Consider the following 19,415-nt stretch of genomic DNA (forward strand, 5'->3'; position numbering starts at 1 on the left):
ACTTGTGGCGAGGGGGCTTGCTCCCGCTGGAGTGCGTAGCGCTCCCGGTTTTTTGGGGCTGCTTCGCAACCCAGCGGGAGCAAGCTCCCTCGCCACAGGTAACATCGTAATCCTCAGAAGCTATCCGGTGACCGCGCCTTCTCCTGCGCATGGTCACGACTGACCAAACCCTTGGACACCAGGTCCTTCAAGCTCATATCCAGCGTCTGCATCCCCAACGACCCTCCCGACTGAATCGCCGAGTACATCTGCGCCACCTTGTCCTCGCGGATCAGGTTCCGGATCGCCGACGTCCCCAGCATGATCTCGTGGGCCGCGATGCGTCCGCCGCCGATTTTCTTCACCAGGGTCTGGGACACCACCGCCAGTAGCGATTCGGAGAGCATCGAGCGCACCATCGACTTTTCGTCCCCCGGAAACACGTCGACCACCCGGTCGATGGTTTTCGCCGCCGACGTGGTGTGCAGCGTGCCGAACACCAGATTGCCGGTTTCGGCCGCGGTCAACGCCAGGCGAATGGTCTCCAGGTCGCGCAACTCCCCCACCAGGATCACATCCGGGTCTTCCCGCAGTGCCGAGCGCAAGGCGGTGGCGAAACTGCGGGTATCGCGATGGACTTCACGCTGGTTGATCAGGCATTTGCGCGATTCGTGAACGAACTCGATGGGGTCTTCGATGGTGAGGATGTGGTGATGACGATGGGTATTGAGGTAATCGATCATCGCCGCGAGCGTGGTGGATTTGCCGGAACCGGTTGGACCGGTCACCAGCACTAGGCCACGGGGAGCGTCGGTCATCTTGTGGAACACGTCGCCCATGCCCAGTTCGTCCATGCTCTGCACTTTTGACGGGATGGTGCGAAACACGGCACCCGCGCCACGGTTCTGGTTGAACACATTGACCCGAAAGCGCGCCACGCCGGGCACGTCGAAGGAAAAGTCGGTTTCCAGATACTTTTCGAAATCCACCCGCTGGGCGTCATTCATGATCGCATGGATGAGCGCCTGCACCTGCTGGTGATCCAGGGGCGGCAGGTTGATGCGCCGCACATCGCCGTCGACGCGAATCATCGGCGGCAGGCCGGCGGACAGGTGCAGGTCGGATGCCCCCTGTTTGGCGCTGAATGCCAACAGCTCAGTGATATCCATAGCGCCTCTCAATTCCAGTAGAATGCCGCGAACCTTCAGACCGCTGGCGCCTCTTGATGTCCACCATAGCAGACAACATTCTTCAGGTTAGTTCGCGCATACATGCCGCAACACTTGCCGCGAACCGCGCCGAAAACAGCGTCCAGTTGCTGGCTGTGAGCAAGACCAAACCCGCTCAAGACCTGCGTGAAGCCTACGCCGCCGGCCTGCGCGACTTTGGCGAGAATTACCTGCAAGAAGCGCTGAGTAAACAGCTGGAACTGGCCGACCTGCCCTTGATCTGGCACTTCATCGGCCCCATTCAATCGAACAAGACTCGTGCTATCGCCGAGCACTTCGACTGGGTGCATTCCGTGGATCGTCTGAAAATCGCACAACGCCTGTCCGAACAACGTCCCGCTGATTTGCCGCCCCTGAACATCTGCATTCAGGTCAATGTCAGCGGTGAAGCCAGCAAATCCGGCTGCACCCCGGCCGACCTGCCGGCCCTGGCCAACGCCATCAGCAACCTGCCGCGCCTGAAACTGCGCGGGTTGATGGCAATCCCGGAGCCGACTGAAGACCGCGCCGCCCAGGATGCCGCGTTCGCGGCCGTGCAAAGCCTGCAAGCCAGCCTGAACCTGCCGCTCGACACACTTTCCATGGGCATGAGCCACGATCTCGAATCGGCCATCGCCCAAGGCGCCACTTGGGTGCGTATTGGTACGGCCCTGTTCGGCGCTCGCGGCTCTTCACAAATGCATGGCCAGCCATAAGGCATGGCTGACTCTTCTCTTTATAAGGACCTGACATGAGCAAGACGCGTATTGCCTTTATCGGTGCCGGCAACATGGCCGCCAGCCTGATCGGTGGCCTGCGGGCCAAAGGTCTGGAAGCCGCACAGATCCGCGCCAGCGATCCGGGCGAAGAAACCCGCGCCCGCGTGAGTGCTGAACACGGCATCGAAACCTTTGCCGACAACGCCCAAGCCATCGATGGCGCCGACGTCGTCGTGCTGGCGGTCAAGCCGCAGGCGATGAAAGCCGTGTGCGAAACTCTGCGCCCAAGCCTCAAGCCCAATCAACTGGTGGTTTCGATTGCCGCGGGCATCACCTGCGCCAGCATGAACAACTGGCTCGGCGCCCAGCCAATCGTGCGCTGCATGCCTAACACCCCGGCGCTGGTGCGTCAGGGCGCGAGCGGCCTGTTCGCAACAGCCGAAGTGTCAGCCGAACAGCGTCAGCAGGCCCAGGAGCTGTTGTCAGCGGTCGGTATCGCCTTGTGGCTGAATGAAGAGCAGCAACTGGATGCCGTCACCGCCGTTTCCGGCTCGGGCCCGGCGTATTTCTTCCTGCTGATCGAAGCCATGACCGCCGCCGGCGTGAAACTCGGTCTGCCGGCGGACATCGCCGCGCAACTGACCTTGCAAACGGCCTTGGGCGCCGCGCACATGGCCGTCTCCAGCGACGTCGACGCGGCCGAGTTGCGCCGCCGAGTCACTTCGCCCGCGGGCACCACGGAAGCTGCAATCAAGTCGTTCCAGGCCAATGGCTTTGAAGCCCTGGTCGAAAAAGCACTCGGCGCCGCCGCACACCGCTCGGCCGAGATGGCTGAGCAACTTGGCCGCTAATCAGCTCTTACAAAGGATTCAATAATGCTAGGACTCAATGACGCTGCCGTTTTCATCATTAAAACCTTGGGCAGCCTGTACCTGCTTATCGTGCTGCTGCGCTTCATCCTGCAACTGGTCCGGGCGAATTTTTACAACCCGCTCTGCCAGTTCATTGTCAAAGCCACCCAACCGCTGCTCAAGCCACTGCGCCGGGTGATCCCGAGCATGTTCGGACTGGACATGTCGTCGCTGGTGCTGGCGTTGATCGTGCAGATGCTGCTGATGGCGGTCATCCTCACCCTCAAAGGCTTTGAGGTGAACTGGCTGCTGTTGGCGCCATGGTCGGTGATCGCCCTGTTCTCGCTGTTTTTGAATGTGCTGTTCTACGCGATGATCATCAGCGTGATTCTGTCCTGGGTCGCCCCAGGCAGCCACAATCCGGGGGCTGAGTTGGTCGGCCAGATCACTGAGCCCGTTCTCGCGCCGTTCCGTCGAATCATCCCGAACCTGGGCGGCCTCGATGTTTCGCCGATCTTCGCATTCATCGTGATCCAGTTGCTGCAAAGCTGGCTGATCCCGCGCCTTGCGTACTATGCGCTCATGCCGCAGGGTCTGCTCGGCCTGATCTGATGAGCTACTACCGCTGGGACGGTGATGACCTGATTCTGGAATGTCACCTTCAACCGGCCGCCCGCAGCGATGATTTCTGCGGGCTGCACGGCGATCGCCTGAAGATCCGCCTGACCGCGCCACCGGTCGAGGGCAAGGCCAACGCATACCTGATGGCGTTTCTGGCCAAGGCCTTTGGCGTGTCCAAGAGCCAGGTCAGCCTGATCAGTGGCGAGTTGAACCGACAGAAACGGGTGCGGATCTGTTCGCCGAAGAAGCTGCCGAATTTGCCTGATCTGACCCGCCCCTGATCGTCGCTTGCTGCTATTGGCAGCGGTCTTTAGACTTACGCCTCATTTCAATGAGAGCAGGGTCGATGCCAGCTGCCTTCCCCCCCGATTCTGTTGGTCTGGTGACGCCGCAAGTGGCGCACTTCAGCGAACCCCTGGCGTTGGCCTGCGGTCGTTCGCTCCCGGCCTATGACCTGATTTACGAAACCTACGGCACGCTCAACGCCACGGCGAGCAACGCCGTGCTGATCTGCCACGCCCTGTCCGGTCACCACCACGCAGCCGGCTACCACAGCGCCGACGACCGCAAACCCGGTTGGTGGGACAGCTGCATCGGCCCCGGCAAGCCGATCGACACCAGCAAGTTCTTCGTGGTCAGCCTGAACAACCTCGGCGGCTGCAACGGCTCCACCGGCCCGAGCAGCATCAATCCGGACACCGGCAAGCCGTTCGGCGCCGACTTTCCGGTATTGACCGTGGAAGACTGGGTGCACAGCCAGGCGCGCCTGGCCGATCGCCTCGGCATCGCCCAGTTCGCGGCCGTGATCGGCGGCAGCCTCGGCGGCATGCAGGCGATGCAATGGAGCATCACCTACCCCGACCGCATTCGTCATTGTCTGGCCATCGCCTCGGCACCCAAGCTGTCGGCACAGAACATCGCGTTCAACGAAGTGGCGCGCCAGGCGATCCTCACCGACCCGGAATTCCACGGCGGTTCGTTCCAGGAACACAACGTGATCCCCAAGCGCGGCCTGATGCTGGCGCGGATGGTCGGGCACATCACCTACCTGTCCGACGACTCCATGGGCGAGAAATTCGGCCGCGGGCTCAAGAGCGAGAAGCTCAACTACGACTTCCACAGCGTCGAATTCCAGGTGGAAAGCTACCTGCGCTATCAGGGCGAAGAGTTTTCCGGACGCTTCGACGCCAACACGTACCTGTTGATGACCAAAGCGCTCGATTACTTCGATCCGGCGGCGAACTTCGACGATAACCTGGCGAAAACCTTTGAAGGTGCCAAAGCCAAGTTCTGCGTGATGTCGTTCACCACCGACTGGCGCTTCTCCCCTGCCCGATCGCGGGAACTGGTGGATGCGCTGATGGCCGCGCGCAAGAACGTCTGCTACCTCGAGATCGACGCTCCGCAAGGCCACGACGCCTTCCTGATTCCGATCCCGCGCTACCTGCAGGCATTCGGCAATTACATGAACCGCATTACGTTGTGAGAAAGCCATGAGAGCTGATCTGGAAATCATCCAGGAATGGATCCCCGCCGGCAGCCGCGTGCTCGACCTCGGGTGCGGCGATGGCGAACTGCTGACCTGGCTGCGCGACAACAAGCAAGTCACCGGTTATGGCCTGGAAAACGACGCCGACAACATCGCCGAGTGCGTGGCCAAGGGCATCAACGTCATCGAACAGGACCTGGACAAGGGCCTGGGCAACTTTGCCAGCAACAGTTTCGATGTCGTGGTCATGACCCAGGCGCTGCAAGCGGTGCACTACCCGGACAGGATCCTCGAGGAAATGCTGCGCGTCGGCCGTCAGTGCATCATCACTTTCCCGAATTTCGGCCACTGGCGCTGCCGCTGGTACCTGGCGAGCAAGGGCCGTATGCCGGTTTCCGAGTTCCTGCCGTACACCTGGTACAACACGCCGAACATTCACTTCTGCACCTTCGCCGACTTTGAAGCCTTGTGTCGCGAACGTGAAGCGAAGGTCATTGATCGGCTGGCCGTGGATCAACAACATCGGCACGGGTGGGCCAGCAAGCTATGGCCTAATCTGTTAGGTGAGATCGGCATCTACCGGGTCAGCAGCCCGGGACTTGCCGACCACAAGGTCGCAGTCTGATCCACCCTATTTCAAGGAGAACGATCATGGGTCGTCTAGCGTTGTTTCTACTCACTGTCTGCCTGAGCGTCACCGCCATGGCTGCCGACGCCATCAAGAGCGAACGCAAGGAAACCTTCGGTGACGTAACGGTGCACTACAACACCTTCAACTCCACCTACCTGCTACCGGACGTTGCCAAGGCCGCCCAGCTGACGCGCAGCAAGGATCAGGGCGTGATCAACATTTCGGTGATCAAGGCCGGCACGCCGATGGCGGCCGAGGTCAGCGGCACCGTCAAAGACCTGACCAGCCAAAGCTATACACTGAACTTCAAACAAGTCACCGAGCAAGGAGCGATCTACTACATCGCCCAATACCCGGTACCACAGCAGGAAATCCGCACCTTCAACATCAAGGTGCAGACCGGCGACAAGATCAACACCATCAATTTCAACCAAGAGCTCTTCCCTGGCCAATGATCAACTTCACGCAACTCGTACTGGCCAGCCATAACGCCGGCAAACTCAAGGAACTCCAGGCCATGCTCGGCGAGTCGGTGCATCTGCGCTCGATCGGCGAGTTCAGCAGCGTCGAGCCCGAAGAGACTGGTTTGTCGTTCGTCGAGAACGCCATTCTCAAGGCCCGCAATGCCGCGCGCATTTCCGGCCTGCCGGCGCTGGCCGACGATTCCGGGCTGGCGGTGGATTTCCTTGGCGGTGCGCCAGGCATCTACTCGGCGCGTTATGCAGACGGCAAGGGCGATGCGGCGAACAACGCCAAGCTGCTCAACGTGTTGAAAGACGTGCCTGAAGCCGAACGTGGCGCGCAGTTCGTGTGCGTGCTGGCACTGGTGCGCCACGCCGATGATCCGCTGCCGATCCTCTGTGAGGGTTTGTGGCACGGGCGAATCCTGACCCAGGCCAGTGGCGAACACGGTTTTGGCTACGACCCGCTGTTCTGGGTGCCGGAGCGCGATTGCTCCAGTGCCGAACTGAGCCCTGGCGACAAAAACCAGATCAGCCACCGCGCCCGTGCAATGGATCTGCTGCGCCAGCGTCTGGGCTTGAAATGACCCGTGAATCATCCGCGTCGCCGCTGATCTTCGGCGGCGACGCTCAATCGCCTCGGGCGGCCCTGCCCGTGCTGCCGCCCCTGGCGCTGTACATCCACATCCCGTGGTGCGTGCGCAAATGCCCTTATTGCGACTTCAACTCCCACACCGCCAGCCCCGTGCTGCCGGAAGAAGAGTATGTCGACGCATTGCTGGCCGATCTCGATCAGGACCTGCACGCCGTCTATGGTCGCGAGCTGAGCTCGATTTTCTTCGGTGGCGGCACGCCAAGCCTGTTCAGCGCTGACTCACTGGGTCGCTTGCTCAAAGGCGTCGAACAGCGCATCCCGTTTGCCAGCGACATCGAAATCACGCTGGAAGCCAATCCGGGGACGTTCGAGCAAGACAAGTTCGTGGCTTACAGGAAACTGGGCATCAATCGCCTGTCGATCGGCATCCAGAGTTTTCAGCAAGAAAAACTCCAGGCTTTGGGCCGCATCCACAATGGCGACGAAGCCGTACGCGCCGCCGGCATGGCGCGGCAGGCCGGGTTCGACAACTTCAACCTGGACTTGATGCATGGCTTGCCGAATCAGTCCCTGGACGATGCCCTGGCCGACCTGCGCACAGCCATTGCCCTGAAGCCGACACACCTGTCGTGGTATCAACTGACCCTGGAACCGAACACGGTGTTCTGGAACCAGCCGCCGACGCTGCCGGAAGACGACACGCTGTGGGACATTCAGGAAGCCGGGCAAGCGCTGCTGGCCGAACACGGCTACGCGCAATACGAAGTCTCGGCCTATGCCCTGCCCGCTCGCCCGGCGCGCCACAACCTCAATTACTGGAGTTTTGGCGACTTCATCGGCATCGGCGCCGGCGCCCACGGCAAGCTCAGCCATCCGGACGGGCGCATTATTCGCACCTGGAAGACCCGCCTGCCGAAGGATTACCTGAATCCGGCGAAGAGCTTCCTGGCTGGCGAGAAAGCGCTGGGCAACGATGAAATGCCGTTCGAATTCCTGATGAACGCGCTGCGCCTGACTGAAGGCGTCGAATCACGGCTGTACCCGGAACGTACCGGCATGACGCTGGAAAGCCTTGCTGAAGGCCGCCGTGAAGCCGAACAAAGCGGCCTGTTGCAGGTCGAACCGTCACGTCTGGTAGCCACGATGCGCGGACAACTCTTCCTCAACGACTTGCTGCAGAAATTTCTGACATAAGGAAATCGAATGGATTTGGTACTCGACCTGCTTGCCACCGTGTCTCGCTGGAGCCGCAGCAACCTCTCGGAAATCGCCCTGGCCCTGGTGGGCTGCCTGCTGGTGCTGTTTGGTGCGGATTTCAAAGGCTGGGTCGAGCAGCGCCTGGGCAGCATCGCCGGCGCCTTGCGCGTGCCGCTGATGTCCCTGCTGTGCATGATCGGCAGCGGCGCGGCGCTGATCTACGCCACACCGTGGGTCGTGCGCGGCTTGAGCCAGTTCAACAACTACAGCCTGGCGCCGGTGTTGCTGGTGGTGCTGGTGTTGATTGGCGTAGTCGCTGACCGCCGCTAATCTCAGCCACACCCTAAAACAACTGTGGGAGCGGGCTTGCTCGCGAAGAAGCCGTGTCAGTCGACATAAATGCTGAATGACACACCGCTTTCGCGAGCAAGCCCGCTCCCACATTTTTTACTGTGTAAGTCTTAAGACTGCTTCTCGAACTTCAAATCCCACACGCCATGCCCAAGACGCTCGCCACGGCGTTCGAACTTGGTGATCGGGCGCTCGGCTGGGCGCGGCACGCACTTGCCGTCTTCGGCGAGGTTGCGGTAACCCGGCGCAACGTTCATCACTTCCAGCATGTACTCGGCGTACGGTTCCCAGTCGGTGGCCATGTGCAGAATGCCGCCGACTTTCAACTTGCTGCGCACCAGCTCAGCGAAGGACGCCTGAACGATACGACGCTTGTGGTGACGGCTCTTGTGCCATGGGTCCGGGAAAAACAGCATCAGGCGATCAAGGCTGTTGTCGGCCACGCAGCGGTTGAGCACTTCGATGGCATCGCAATCGTAGACCCGCAGGTTGGTCAAACCCTGGGTCAACACGCCATTGAGCAGCGCCCCGACACCCGGACGGTGCACTTCGACGCCGATGAAATCCTGATCCGGCGCAGCCGCTGCCATTTCCAGCAGCGAATGGCCCATGCCGAAACCGATTTCCAGCGAGCGCGGCGCCGAGCGACCGAACACCTGGTCGAAATCCACCGGCGCGTCGGCCAGCGGCAGTACGAACAGCGGAGTGCCCTGCTCCAGGCCCTTTTGCTGGCCTTCGGTCATGCGCCCGGCGCGCATCACGAAACTCTTGATGCGGCGGTGTTGGCGCTCGTCGCCTTCTTCCGTCTGGATTGGCGTGTCGTTCGATTCAGTCATCAATGGCTCTTACTTGATCAGACCATCCAGCGGCGAAGAGGCGCTGGCATAGAGTTTTTTTGGCATGCGGCCGGCGAGGTAAGCCAGGCGGCCTGCGACGATCGCATGTTTCATGGCTTCAGCCATCATGACCGGCTGTTGGGCATGGGCGATGGCCGAGTTCATCAGCACCGCGTCGCAGCCCAGTTCCATGGCGATGGTGGCGTCGGAAGCGGTACCGACGCCGGCATCCACCAATACTGGAATCCTGGCTTCTTCGAGGATGATCTGCAGGTTGTACGGATTGCAGATCCCCAGACCGGAGCCGATCAGACCGGCCAGCGGCATCACCGCGATACAGCCGATTTCCGCCAATTGACGGGCGATGATCGGATCATCACTGGTGTAGACCATCACGTCGAAGCCTTCCTTGACCAGCGTTTCGGCGGCCTTGAGGGTTTCGATCACGTTGGGGAACAGGGTTTTCTGGTCAGCCAGCACTTCCAGCTTCACCAGGTTGTGGCCGTCGAGCAGTTCACGGGCCAGGCGGCAGGTGCGCACGGCTTCGATGGCGTCGTAGCAACCGGCGGTGTTCGGCAGGAAGGTGTAGCGATCCGGCGACAGCACTTCGAGCAGGTTCGGCTCGCCCTCGATCTGGCCAAGGTTGGTGCGGCGCACGGCGAAGGTGACGATCTCGGCGCCCGAGGCTTCGATGGCCAGGCGGGTTTCTTCCATGTCACGGTACTTGCCGGTACCGACCAGCAAACGCGACTGGTAAGTACGACCGGCCAGGACGAAAGGCTTGTCGCTGCGAACGATGCTCATGGGAAATCCTCTGTAGGGGTGAGGTACTTGCAGAATTCTGTGGCCACTGGGCCGAGGCTGCTAGCCGCCGCCGATGGCGTGCACCACTTCGACGTTGTCGCCGTCGTTCAACGCGGTGTCCGCATGTTGACTGCGCGGGACGATATCCAGATTGAGTTCGACCGCCACCCGGCGTCCGGTCAGGTCCAGACGGGTCAGCAGGGCCGCAACGGTTTCACCGTCGGGCAGTTCAAGGGATTCGCCGTTCAACTGAATGCGCATGCCGGATGCCGCCATCATTTTTAGGGGCTGGCATTCTAGCCCGATCAGTCAGGCCGACCCAAGCCATTCGTCATGAAATGGACCGTTAAGTCAGCTCAGGCGCCAGGCGGCAAGCCCGAGGCAAAACCAGCCCACCAGAAAGGCCAGGCCACCGAACGGAGTGATGATGCCGAGCTTGCTGATGCCCGTCAGCGTCAATACATACAGGCTGCCGGAGAACAGCAGGATACCGATGGCAAACGACGCAGCGGCCCAGGTGGCGAGTCGACCGGGAATTTGCGTGGCCAGCGCTGCGACACCGAGCAACGCCAGGGCGTGCACCAGTTGATAGGTGACGCCGGTATGGAAGATCGCCAGATACTCGGCGCTCAGGCGGCTCTTCAGGCCATGGGCGGCAAAGGCCCCGAGGCCGACACCGGTGAAGCCGAAAAAAGCGGCCAGCATCAGAAAGCCACGCAGCATGCAGAACTCCAGTCAGTTTCGATCCAAAGGGTCTGTATAATGGCCCGCTCAACGGGTTCGGCCAAGCCATCTCTATGCTGCGTATCTATTTCCGTCTTTTCACCAAGGCCGTACTCTGGTTCATGGGTGGCAGCGTATTGCTGGTGCTGATCTTTCGCGTGGTGCCGCCACCGGGGACGACGCTGATGGTCGAGCGCAAGATCGAATCCTGGTTCGACGGCGAACCCATCGACCTGCAACGGACCTGGAAACCCTGGGACGAGATCTCCGATGACCTGAAAGTCGCGGTAATTGCCGGCGAAGACCAGAAATTCCCGGAGCACTGGGGCTTCGATATCGGCGCGATTCAGGCGGCGTTTGCCCATAACGAACGCGGCGGTTCGATCCGTGGCGCCAGCACCCTCAGCCAGCAAGTCTCGAAAAACCTGTTCCTGTGGTCTGGCCGCAGCTGGCTACGCAAAGGCCTGGAAGCCTGGTTCACCGGACTGATCGAAGTGCTCTGGCCCAAGCAGCGGATTCTTGAGGTGTACCTCAACAGTGTCGAGTGGGATGACGGCGTGTTTGGCGCTGAAGCAGCGGCTCGGCATCATTTTGGTGTGAGCGCCAAGAACCTCAGCCGCCAGCAATCGAGCTTGTTGGCCGCCGTATTGCCCAATCCTCGTGTGTGGAGTGCGAGCCATCCGACCGCTTACGTGGCGCGACGTGCAGGCTGGATTCGGCGACAGATGAGCCAACTGGGCGGGGACAGCTATCTGCTCGGGCTGAACGATTCGCGCCGGGCGCCTTGGGCCCAATAACCGATCACAATTCTTCAGACCCTGAAAACCACTGTGGGAGCGGGCTTGCCCGCGATGACGGCCTGACATTCAACTTTTATATTGAATGTTCGGACCTCATCGCGAGCAAGCTCGCTCCCACAGGATCAATGACCGCGGCGTTTTTTATTGCCTGTACAGCGCTTACGCGGCAATCGACACCTTGAGCTTGTTCATAGCGCTCTTCTCAAGCTGACGAATACGCTCGGCCGATACGTTGTACTTCTGCGCCAGGTCGTGCAGCGTGGCTTTTTCTTCCGCCAGCCAGCGCTGGTAGAGGATGTCACGACTGCGGTCGTCCAGCACTTCCAGCGCTTCGTGCAGGTTGTGGTTGGAGTTGTCGCTCCAGTCGGCATCTTCCAGTTGACGGGCCGGGTCGTACCGGTGGTCTTCCAGATAGTTGGCCGGCGACTGGAATGCACTGTCGTCGTCCGCTTCGGCAGCCGGGTCGAAGGCCATGTCATGGCCAGTCAGGCGGCTTTCCATCTCGCGCACTTCCCGAGGCTCTACACCCAGGCTTTCCGCTACGCGATGGACTTCCTCGTTGTTCAGCCAGGCCAGACGCTTCTTCTGGCCGCGCAGGTTGAAGAACAACTTGCGCTGGGCCTTGGTGGTCGCGACTTTCACGATGCGCCAGTTGCGCAGGATGAACTCGTGGATTTCCGCCTTGATCCAGTGCACGGCAAAGGACACCAGGCGCACGCCCATTTCCGGGTTGAAACGCTTCACGGCCTTCATCAGGCCGACGTTGCCTTCCTGGATCAGGTCAGCCTGGGCCAGGCCGTAGCCGGAATAACTACGGGCGATATGTACGACAAAACGCAGGTGGGCGAGCACCATCTGCCGAGCCGCCCCCAAATCCTGCTCATAATAGAGACTCTCGGCCAGTTCACGCTCCTGCTCCGGCGACAGCAATGGAATGCTGTTGACGGTGTGCACATAGGCCTCCAGGTTCGCACCCGGGACCAGAGCATATGCAGGTTGCAAAGAATTGGTCATACGAAAAAACCTCCGACTTACAAACTCGTGCAGTTCAGCACTGCGAAAATTGACCGGAAACCGAAAGACAAGTTCCCTAAAACCCAAAAACGCTGAAAGGTCAATACGAGCAAAATGATACTACTTAGGCGCAAGCTCCCTCAGGTGGCGTGCGACTGCAATCCATGCACCGATATACCCCAACAGCACCGCGCCAAGCAAGAGAGACAGACCGTCGGCAACTGGCACTCCAGCCAACGCAAAATCACTGCCGTACAAACCGGCCAGCCCCACCACCGCGTCGTTCAGCCAATCAAGGCCGAACGCCAGTACACCCCAGGACAGAATCCCCGCACCGAAGCCATACAGCGCGCCCATATACAGAAAGGGCCTGCGTACATAGCTGTCAGTGCCGCCGACCAGTTTAATCACTTCTATCTCTGTGCGGCGGTTTTCAATATGAAGACGAATGGTATTGCCTATCACCAAAAGTAATGCAGAAACCAGAAGCACGGTCAGACCGAAGACAAAACGGTCACCCAGCTTGAGGATGGCTGCCAGACGCTCGACCCAGACTAAATCAAGTTGCGCCTGTTGTACCTTCGGTAGCTCGGATAGTTTTTGTCTTAATGCTTCAAGGGCCGGCTTGTCGACTTCGGTCGGCGTCACCAGGACCACGCCCGGCAGCGGGTTCTCCGGCAATTCCTTGAGCGCCTCGCCCAGCCCGGACTGTTGCTGGAACTCTTCCAGCGCCTGATCCCGGCCAACATATTCGGCATCGGCGACGCCAGGCATGCCCTTGATCTGATCGCGCAGCGATTCGCCTTCGGCTGGTTTGGCCTCAAGGTCCAGATACAGGGAAATCTGCGCCGCGCGCTGCCAGGAACCACCCAGGCGCTCGACGTTACTTAGCAAAAGTGACAGCCCCATGGGCAAACTCAGGGCTACCGCCATCACCATGCAGGTGAAAAAACTGCCGATGGGCTGCTTGCCCAGGCGGCGCAGGCTGTCCACCAGACTGGCGCGATGGCTTTCGATCCAGGCGCGGAACAACGTGGCAAAGTCCGGCCCGTCGTCATCATCGTGTTTTTTCTTTTGCGGCTGCGAATCGGCGGCCTTCGGGGCCACACGCTCGGAAACCTTGGGGCTACGTGTTGCACTCATACCGCGGCCTCCCCGTCACCGATCAATCGACCGCGTTGCAGCGTCAGCATGCGGTGGCGCATGCGGGCGATCAGGGCCAGGTCGTGACTGGCGATCAGCACGCTGGTGCCCAGGCGATTGATGTCTTCGAACACACCCATGATCTCGGCGGCCAGGCGCGGGTCGAGGTTACCGGTCGGTTCATCCGCCAGCAGCAAGGCCGGACGGTGAACGATGGCGCGGGCGATGCCGACGCGCTGCTGCTGACCGGTGGACAGGTCGCCCGGGTACAAGTCGGTTTTATCCGACAGCGCCACGCGCTCCAGTGCCGAATCCACGCGCTTGGCGATTTCGGCCTTGGACAGGCCCAGGATCTGCAAAGGCAACGCGACGTTATTGAACACCGTGCGATCGAACAGCAACTGGTGATTCTGGAACACCACGCCGATCTGCCGACGCAAGAAAGGAATCTGCGCATTGCTGATGGTGCTCAGGTCTTGCCCGGCGAGCAGCAACTTGCCGCTGGTCGGGCGCTCCATCGCCAGCAACAGGCGCAACAGCGTGGACTTACCGGCGCCGGAATGGCCGGTGACAAACAAGAACTCGCCACGACGGACTCGAAAGCTCAGCTCATGCAAGCCGACGTGACCGTTCGGGTAGCGCTTACCGACCTGTTCGAAACGAATCATGAACGCTCCCGCTCGGCAAACAATGCCTGGACAAAGGGTTCTGCTTCAAAGGTACGCAAATCGTCGATGCCTTCGCCGACGCCAATGTAGCGGATCGGCAGGCCGAATTGCTTGGCCAGGGCGAAAATCACCCCGCCTTTGGCGGTGCCGTCGAGCTTGGTCAGCGCCAGGCCAGTCAGTTCGACGGTCTGGTTGAATTGCTTGGCCTGGTTGATGGCGTTCTGGCCGGTGCCAGCGTCAAGCACCAACAGCACTTCGTGAGGTGCGTCGGCGTCGAGCTTGCCGATCACCCGGCGAACCTTTTTCAGCTCTTCCATCAGGTTGTCTTTGGTGTGCAGGCGGCCGGCGGTGTCGGCGATCAGCACATCAATGCCACGGGCCTTGGCGGCCTGCACGGCATCGAAGATCACCGAGGCCGAGTCGGCGCCAGTGTGCTGCGCGATCACCGGGATCTTGTTGCGCTCACCCCAGACCTGCAATTGCTCCACCGCCGCGGCACGGAAAGTGTCGCCAGCGGCGAGCATGACTTTCTTGCCTTCCAGCTGCAGTTTCTTCGCCAGCTTACCGATGGTAGTGGTCTTGCCGGCACCGTTGACGCCGACAACCAGAATCACGAACGGTTTGTTCTGCGAGGTGATTTTCAGCGGCTGCTCGACAGGCTTGAGCATCGCCGCCAGCTCGGCTTGCAGGGATTTGTACAGAGCGTCGGCGTCGGCCAGCTCCTTGCGCGCAACCTTCTGCGTCAGACGCTGAATGATCACCGAGGTGGCTTCGACACCAACGTCGGCGGTCAGCAAACGGGTTTCGAGGTCTTCGAGCAGTTCGTCATCAATAACCTTTTTGCCCAGGAACAGGCTGGCCATGCCTTCGCCGATACTGGCGCTGGTCTTGGACAGCCCCTGCTTGAGGCGGGCGAAGAAACCGGCTTTGGTTTCTTCGGTGCGTACCGGCTCCGCCAGGGCTTCGACGGGCGCCGCGATCGGCTCAGGAACCGAAGCGGGCGCAGGTGCTTGAGCAACCGGAGCAACCGGAGCAACCGGAGCAACGAATACCGGAACCTCTGGCTGGCTGACAACGGGCACAGGCTCGGCCACGACGACTGGTTCAACAATCGGTTCGACCACAGGCGCATGAACCGGTGCAGGCGTAAACGCTGCCGGGGCCGGAATCGGCGGGGTCACGTGGGGGGCCAGGTCATTTTCGACCAATGCCACCGGCTCCTCTGCCACGGGCAAGGTCAGCCATGGCTCGGCAATCGGGGTCAGCGGCGCTTCGATAACTTCGCTGACAGGCTCAACAACAGTTTCAGCCTGCGATTGCAGCACCGGCTCGGCAAGCGGCAGAACAGCCGGTGCGGTCGCTTCTTCTATTACCAGGACCGGCGTCGGCGCTGGTTCAGGAATGGCTTGTGGCTGTTCGACGACGGGTTCCTGCGGCTTTTTGCGCAGCCATCCGAACAGGCTTTTCTTCTCGCCAGCCGCAGCTGGGGTCTTCTTGTCGTCGTTGGAACCAAACATGGAGGACGGCTATCTCACGGTAGCGACGCGCCAATGGCGCCCCGGCAAATAAATATTCGATGCAGAACAGACTGTGTTTCACCCAGCTTGTTCACGCGCAACATTTTGTCGAGGTGCTCGTCGGCGCCTCAAGGAATCGATTTCTCATAGGACTAAAGCAACAAAATCGGCGAAAACGCGGAATTCAGTTGATAAATACCCACCTTCCGTCGCAAACCCATTCAACCTGATCAAGCATAAAGGCCTGATAGGCGTGGCCGCCGCTAAAACGGATCAGTATCCTAGCACCCTCTCGCCCGCTGACGCTAAGAACAAGCGGGCAGCCCCAAAGGTTTGAAAACGAATGAATGCTCTTGCCCGCCGCGCCGCAGGCCTGCTGCTCAGCACAGTTTGCCTGCCCCTTTCGGCCCTGGCTGCCGACCCGCAACCCACCCACGAATTCACTCTCGACAATGGCTTGAAGGTGGTCGTGCGTGAAGACCACCGTGCGCCCGTGGTGGTTTCCCAGGTCTGGTACAAGGTCGGCTCCAGCTACGAGACACCGGGCAATACCGGCCTGTCCCATGCTCTGGAACACATGATGTTCAAGGGTAGCGAGAAGGTTGGCCCCGGCGAAGCCTCGCTGATCCTGCGCGACCTCGGCGCCGAAGAGAACGCCTTCACCAGCGACGACTTCACCGCGTACTACCAGGTACTGGCCCGGGATCGCCTGGGCGTGGCCTTCGAGCTGGAAGCCGACCGCATGGCCAGCCTGCGTCTGCCGGCCGACGAGTTCGCCAAGGAAATCGAGGTCATCAAGGAAGAACGTCGCCTGCGCACCGACGACAAGCCGATGTCCAAGGCCTACGAACGCTTCAAGGCCATGGCCTACCCGGCCAGCGGCTATCACACGCCGACCATCGGCTGGATGGCCGACCTTGAGCGGATGAAAGTCGAAGAACTGCGCCACTGGTACGAAACCTGGTACGTGCCCAACAACGCCACCTTGGTGGTGGTTGGCGATGTTACCCCGGACGAAGTCAAAACCCTGGCCCAACGCTATTTCGGCCCGATCGCCAAGCGTGAAGTGCCCGCGGCGAAAAAACCGCTGGAACTGGCCGAACCGGGCGAGCGCCAGATCACTCTGCACGTGCAGACCCAACTGCCTAGCCTGATGCTGGCCTTCAACGTGCCGAGCATCGCCACCGCCGAAGACAAGCGTTTGGTCAATGCCCTGCGCCTGATCTCGGCATTGCTCGACGGCGGCTACAGCGGACGCATCCCGACGCAACTGGAGCGCGGAGAAGAACTGGTGTCCGGCGGCTCGTCGAGTTACGACGCCTACACCCGTGGCGACAGCCTCTTCACTCTGTCGGCATCGCCAAACTCGCAGAAACACAAGACCATCGCCCAGGCGCAAGCCGGTTTGTGGAAGCTGCTCAATCAGTTGAAAACCACTGCGCCAACCGCCGAAGAACTGGAACGGGTCCGTGCACAAGTCATCGCCGGTCTGGTCTTCGAGCGCGACTCGATCACCAGCCAGGCCACCGCCATCGGCCAACTGGAAACCGTCGGCCTGTCATGGAAACTGATGGACACCGAACTGGCCGACCTGGAAAGCGTCACGCCGGAAGATATCCAGAAAGCCGCCAAGCTGTATTTCACCCGCGAACGTCTCAGCGTCACCCATGTACTGCCTCTGGAGACGACTCATGAGTGAGCGTAAACCCTCCCGCCTGGCCCTGATCGGCCTGGTCGCCGTCGCCGTTATCGGCTCCGCCGCGTTCTATTTGTCGCGCTCCGGTGAAACCAATGCCAGCGAAGCCCTGGACAAGGCCAAGGCCAGCCAGAAACTGCAATCGCTGACCGAGCTCAACGGCAAGGCACCGGAACACCGCAAGCTGGATGTGCAGACCTGGAACACCGCCGAAGGCACCAAGGTGCTGTTTGTCGAAGCCCATGAGCTGCCGATGTTCGACATGCGCCTGATCTTCGCCGCCGGCAGCAGCCAGGACGGCGATACACCGGGCGTGGCGGTGTTGACTAACGCCATGCTCAACGAAGGCGTGGCCGGAAAAGACGTCGGTGCCATTGCCCAGGGCTTCGAAGGCCTGGGCGCCGATTTCGGCAACGGCGCTTATAAGGACATGGCAATCGCTTCGCTGCGCAGCCTGAGTGCCAAGGACAAACGCGAACCGGCCCTGAAGCTGTTCGCCGAAGTCATCGGCAAGCCGACTTTCCCTGCCAATTCGCTGGCCCGCATCAAGAACCAGATGCTTGCCGGTTTCGAATACCAGAAACAGAACCCCGGCAAACTGGCGAGCCTGGAACTGATGAACCGCTTGTATGGTGATCACCCGTACGCACACGCCAGCGACGGCACGGCGAAAACTGTACCGACGATCAGCCAGGCACAACTACGTGCCTTCCACGAGAAAGCCTACGCGGCCGGTAACGTGGTGATCGCACTGGTCGGCGACCTGTCCCGCGCGGAAGCCGAAGCGATTGCCGCCCAGGTTTCCAGTGCCCTGCCAAAAGGCCCGGCCCTGCCGAAAATCGCGCAAGCCGTCGAGCCCAAGGCCAGCGTCGGCCATATCGAGTTCCCGTCCAAGCAGACCAACCTGATGCTCGCGCAACTGGGCATCGACCGTGACGACCCGGACTATGCAGCATTGTCCATGGGTAACCAGATTCTCGGTGGCGGCGGCTTCGGCACCCGCTTGATGAGCGAAGTGCGCGAGAAGCGTGGCCTGACTTACGGCGTGTATTCGGGCTTTACCCCGATGCAGGCGCGTGGCCCTTTCATGATCAACCTGCAAACCCGCGCCGAGATGAGTGAAGGCACCCTGAAACTGGTGCAGGATGTACTGGCCGACTATCTTGAAACCGGCCCGACCGAAAAAGAGCTCGACGACGCCAAGCGCGAACTGGCCGGCAGCTTCCCGCTGTCCACCGCCAGCAACGCCGATATCGTCGGTCAGCTAGGCGCCATTGGCTTCTATAACCTGCCGTTGAGTCACCTGGAAGACTTCATGCAACAGTCCCAGGCCTTGACCGTCGAGCAGGTCAAAGCCGCCATGAACAAACACCTGAGCACGGACAAAATGGTCATCGTCAGCGCTGGCCCGACCGTGCCGCAAAAGCCGTTACCGGCCCCTACTGATAAACCTGCCGAGCAACCGCTCGGGGTTCCGGAGCATTAATGGCTACTCATTCGAAAAAAACTGCCCGCAACGTCCACAACGGCGTGAACCAGCTGCGCATCATTGGCGGCGAATGGCGCAGCCGGAAGCTGAGCTTTCCCGACGCCCCGGGCCTGCGTCCGACGCCGGACCGGGTGCGTGAAACCCTGTTCAACTGGCTCGCGCCTTACGTGCCGGGCGCCAAGGTGCTCGACCCGTTCACCGGCAGTGGCGCGCTGTTCCTCGAAGCCCTGTCCCGCGGCGCGGCCATGGGCCAGGCGCTGGACGCCAGCAGCATCGCGGTGTCCAGCCTGAAGGAACACCTGGGGACGCTGCGATGCACCAACGGCCAGGTCCAGACCGCCGATGCCCTGCGCTACCTGGAAACCCAGACCGCAACGGCCTACGACCTGGTATTCCTCGATCCGCCGTTCAACCAGAACCTGCTGCCCGCCGTCTGCAAGTTACTCGAAGAGCGCCAATGGCTGGCCGAAGACGCCTGGGTGTACACCGAAAGCGAGTCCGCGCCTTCGACCCTGGGCCTGCCGGAGAACTGGCGCCTGCACCGGGAGCAGAAATCCGGGCGCGTGTATTACTCGTTGTGGCAACGCAGCGCCTGACATTCGGCGAGATGACTGCCCCCAAGC

At 60.8% G+C, this 19,415-nt stretch carries 23 protein-coding genes; 14 read left to right on the forward strand and 9 right to left on the reverse strand.

From position 1 onward, the window contains the following. Nucleotides 1-113: 113 nt before the first annotated feature. Nucleotides 114-1,148 carry a type IV pilus twitching motility protein PilT gene (locus AC3IX1_RS26920; RefSeq protein ID WP_489386423.1) on the reverse strand — a complete coding sequence of 345 codons (1,035 nt, stop codon included), beginning with the start codon at nt 1,146-1,148 and terminating at the stop codon, nt 114-116. A 56-nt stretch (nt 1,149-1,204) separates the two neighbouring features. Between AC3IX1_RS26920 and AC3IX1_RS26925 the strand changes: the two genes are divergently transcribed. From AC3IX1_RS26925 to AC3IX1_RS26970, 10 genes are all read left to right on the forward strand, one after another. Continuing rightward, nucleotides 1,205-1,903, forward strand: a complete 699-nt coding sequence (locus tag AC3IX1_RS26925; RefSeq protein WP_489386424.1) for a YggS family pyridoxal phosphate-dependent enzyme — start codon at nt 1,205-1,207, stop codon at nt 1,901-1,903. 35 nt (nt 1,904-1,938) lie between these two features. Continuing rightward, complete coding sequence (gene proC, locus AC3IX1_RS26930) at nt 1,939-2,757, forward strand: pyrroline-5-carboxylate reductase (RefSeq protein WP_489386425.1); 819 nt, start codon at nt 1,939-1,941, stop codon at nt 2,755-2,757. A 24-nt stretch (nt 2,758-2,781) separates the two neighbouring features. Continuing rightward, on the forward strand, nt 2,782-3,369 hold the full coding sequence (locus tag AC3IX1_RS26935; RefSeq protein WP_489386426.1) for a YggT family protein: 588 nt from the start codon (nt 2,782-2,784) through the stop codon (nt 3,367-3,369). Next, nucleotides 3,369-3,659: a DUF167 domain-containing protein gene (locus AC3IX1_RS26940; RefSeq protein ID WP_489386427.1), complete on the forward strand. Its 291-nt coding sequence runs from the start codon at nt 3,369-3,371 to the stop codon at nt 3,657-3,659. Before AC3IX1_RS26935 ends, AC3IX1_RS26940 begins: the two co-directional genes overlap by 1 nt. Before the next feature lie 65 nt (nt 3,660-3,724). Then, on the forward strand, nt 3,725-4,864 hold the full coding sequence (gene metX / locus AC3IX1_RS26945) for a homoserine O-succinyltransferase MetX (RefSeq protein WP_489386428.1): 1,140 nt from the start codon (nt 3,725-3,727) through the stop codon (nt 4,862-4,864). A gap of 7 nt (nt 4,865-4,871) precedes the next feature. Continuing rightward, nucleotides 4,872-5,492, forward strand: a complete 621-nt coding sequence (metW, locus tag AC3IX1_RS26950; RefSeq protein ID WP_338583685.1) for a methionine biosynthesis protein MetW — start codon at nt 4,872-4,874, stop codon at nt 5,490-5,492. Nucleotides 5,493-5,518: 26 nt separating this feature from the next. Next, a complete protein-coding gene (locus AC3IX1_RS26955) occupies nt 5,519-5,953 on the forward strand; it encodes a DUF4426 domain-containing protein (RefSeq protein ID WP_489386429.1) in 435 nt (144 codons plus the stop codon). Beyond that, on the forward strand, nt 5,950-6,546 hold the full coding sequence (gene rdgB / locus AC3IX1_RS26960) for an RdgB/HAM1 family non-canonical purine NTP pyrophosphatase (protein WP_489386430.1): 597 nt from the start codon (nt 5,950-5,952) through the stop codon (nt 6,544-6,546). The genes AC3IX1_RS26955 and rdgB overlap by 4 nt, the downstream gene beginning before the upstream one ends. After that, a complete protein-coding gene (gene hemW / locus AC3IX1_RS26965; RefSeq protein ID WP_489386431.1) occupies nt 6,543-7,748 on the forward strand; it encodes a radical SAM family heme chaperone HemW in 1,206 nt (401 codons plus the stop codon). Before rdgB ends, hemW begins: the two co-directional genes overlap by 4 nt. A gap of 9 nt (nt 7,749-7,757) precedes the next feature. After that, nucleotides 7,758-8,081 (forward strand): DUF3392 domain-containing protein, encoded by a 324-nt coding sequence (locus AC3IX1_RS26970; protein ID WP_007987827.1) that lies wholly within the window; start codon nt 7,758-7,760, stop codon nt 8,079-8,081. Between the two features lie 131 nt (nt 8,082-8,212). On the opposite strand, the gene trmB is transcribed toward AC3IX1_RS26970, so the two are convergent. From trmB to AC3IX1_RS26990, 4 genes are all read right to left on the reverse strand, one after another. Next, entirely contained in the window at nt 8,213-8,938 is a 726-nt protein-coding gene (gene trmB / locus AC3IX1_RS26975) for a tRNA (guanosine(46)-N7)-methyltransferase TrmB (RefSeq protein WP_007975392.1), read from the reverse strand. 9 nt (nt 8,939-8,947) lie between these two features. Beyond that, complete coding sequence (locus AC3IX1_RS26980) at nt 8,948-9,742, reverse strand: thiazole synthase (protein ID WP_489386432.1); 795 nt, start codon at nt 9,740-9,742, stop codon at nt 8,948-8,950. Nucleotides 9,743-9,802: 60 nt separating this feature from the next. After that, nucleotides 9,803-10,003, reverse strand: a complete 201-nt coding sequence (gene thiS / locus AC3IX1_RS26985; protein ID WP_162184594.1) for a sulfur carrier protein ThiS — start codon at nt 10,001-10,003, stop codon at nt 9,803-9,805. A gap of 90 nt (nt 10,004-10,093) precedes the next feature. Next, nucleotides 10,094-10,465: a DUF423 domain-containing protein gene (locus AC3IX1_RS26990; RefSeq protein WP_095944384.1), complete on the reverse strand. Its 372-nt coding sequence runs from the start codon at nt 10,463-10,465 to the stop codon at nt 10,094-10,096. Between the two features lie 74 nt (nt 10,466-10,539). On the opposite strand from AC3IX1_RS26990, the gene mtgA reads away from it, so the two are divergent. Beyond that, a complete protein-coding gene (mtgA, locus tag AC3IX1_RS26995; RefSeq protein WP_489386433.1) occupies nt 10,540-11,262 on the forward strand; it encodes a monofunctional biosynthetic peptidoglycan transglycosylase in 723 nt (240 codons plus the stop codon). A 162-nt stretch (nt 11,263-11,424) separates the two neighbouring features. Here mtgA and rpoH read toward each other — a convergent pair whose 3' ends face one another. From rpoH to ftsY, 4 genes are all read right to left on the reverse strand, one after another. Then, nucleotides 11,425-12,279: an RNA polymerase sigma factor RpoH gene (gene rpoH, locus AC3IX1_RS27000; protein WP_489386434.1), complete on the reverse strand. Its 855-nt coding sequence runs from the start codon at nt 12,277-12,279 to the stop codon at nt 11,425-11,427. Between the two features lie 120 nt (nt 12,280-12,399). Further along, a complete protein-coding gene (gene ftsX, locus AC3IX1_RS27005; RefSeq protein ID WP_489386435.1) occupies nt 12,400-13,422 on the reverse strand; it encodes a permease-like cell division protein FtsX in 1,023 nt (340 codons plus the stop codon). Continuing rightward, nucleotides 13,419-14,090: a cell division ATP-binding protein FtsE gene (gene ftsE, locus AC3IX1_RS27010; protein ID WP_007975383.1), complete on the reverse strand. Its 672-nt coding sequence runs from the start codon at nt 14,088-14,090 to the stop codon at nt 13,419-13,421. Before ftsE ends, ftsX begins: the two co-directional genes overlap by 4 nt. After that, nucleotides 14,087-15,607 (reverse strand): signal recognition particle-docking protein FtsY, encoded by a 1,521-nt coding sequence (gene ftsY / locus AC3IX1_RS27015; protein ID WP_489386436.1) that lies wholly within the window; start codon nt 15,605-15,607, stop codon nt 14,087-14,089. Before ftsY ends, ftsE begins: the two co-directional genes overlap by 4 nt. 343 nt (nt 15,608-15,950) lie before the next feature. Between ftsY and AC3IX1_RS27020 the strand changes: the two genes are divergently transcribed. From AC3IX1_RS27020 to rsmD, 3 genes are read left to right on the forward strand one after another with little or no spacing between them, the layout of a single operon-like run. Then, the gene (locus AC3IX1_RS27020) at nt 15,951-17,306 is read left to right on the forward strand and encodes a M16 family metallopeptidase (RefSeq protein ID WP_489386437.1); all 1,356 of its coding nucleotides are present in this window, start codon (nt 15,951-15,953) and stop codon (nt 17,304-17,306) included. Continuing rightward, the gene (locus tag AC3IX1_RS27025) at nt 17,299-18,789 is read left to right on the forward strand and encodes a M16 family metallopeptidase (protein ID WP_489386438.1); all 1,491 of its coding nucleotides are present in this window, start codon (nt 17,299-17,301) and stop codon (nt 18,787-18,789) included. Before AC3IX1_RS27020 ends, AC3IX1_RS27025 begins: the two co-directional genes overlap by 8 nt. Continuing rightward, nucleotides 18,789-19,388 (forward strand): 16S rRNA (guanine(966)-N(2))-methyltransferase RsmD, encoded by a 600-nt coding sequence (gene rsmD / locus AC3IX1_RS27030; protein WP_489386439.1) that lies wholly within the window; start codon nt 18,789-18,791, stop codon nt 19,386-19,388. Before AC3IX1_RS27025 ends, rsmD begins: the two co-directional genes overlap by 1 nt. The last annotated feature ends 27 nt before the right edge of the window (nt 19,389-19,415 follow it).

The sequence above is a fragment of the Pseudomonas sp. KH_046_2 genome (genome assembly GCF_057838985.1).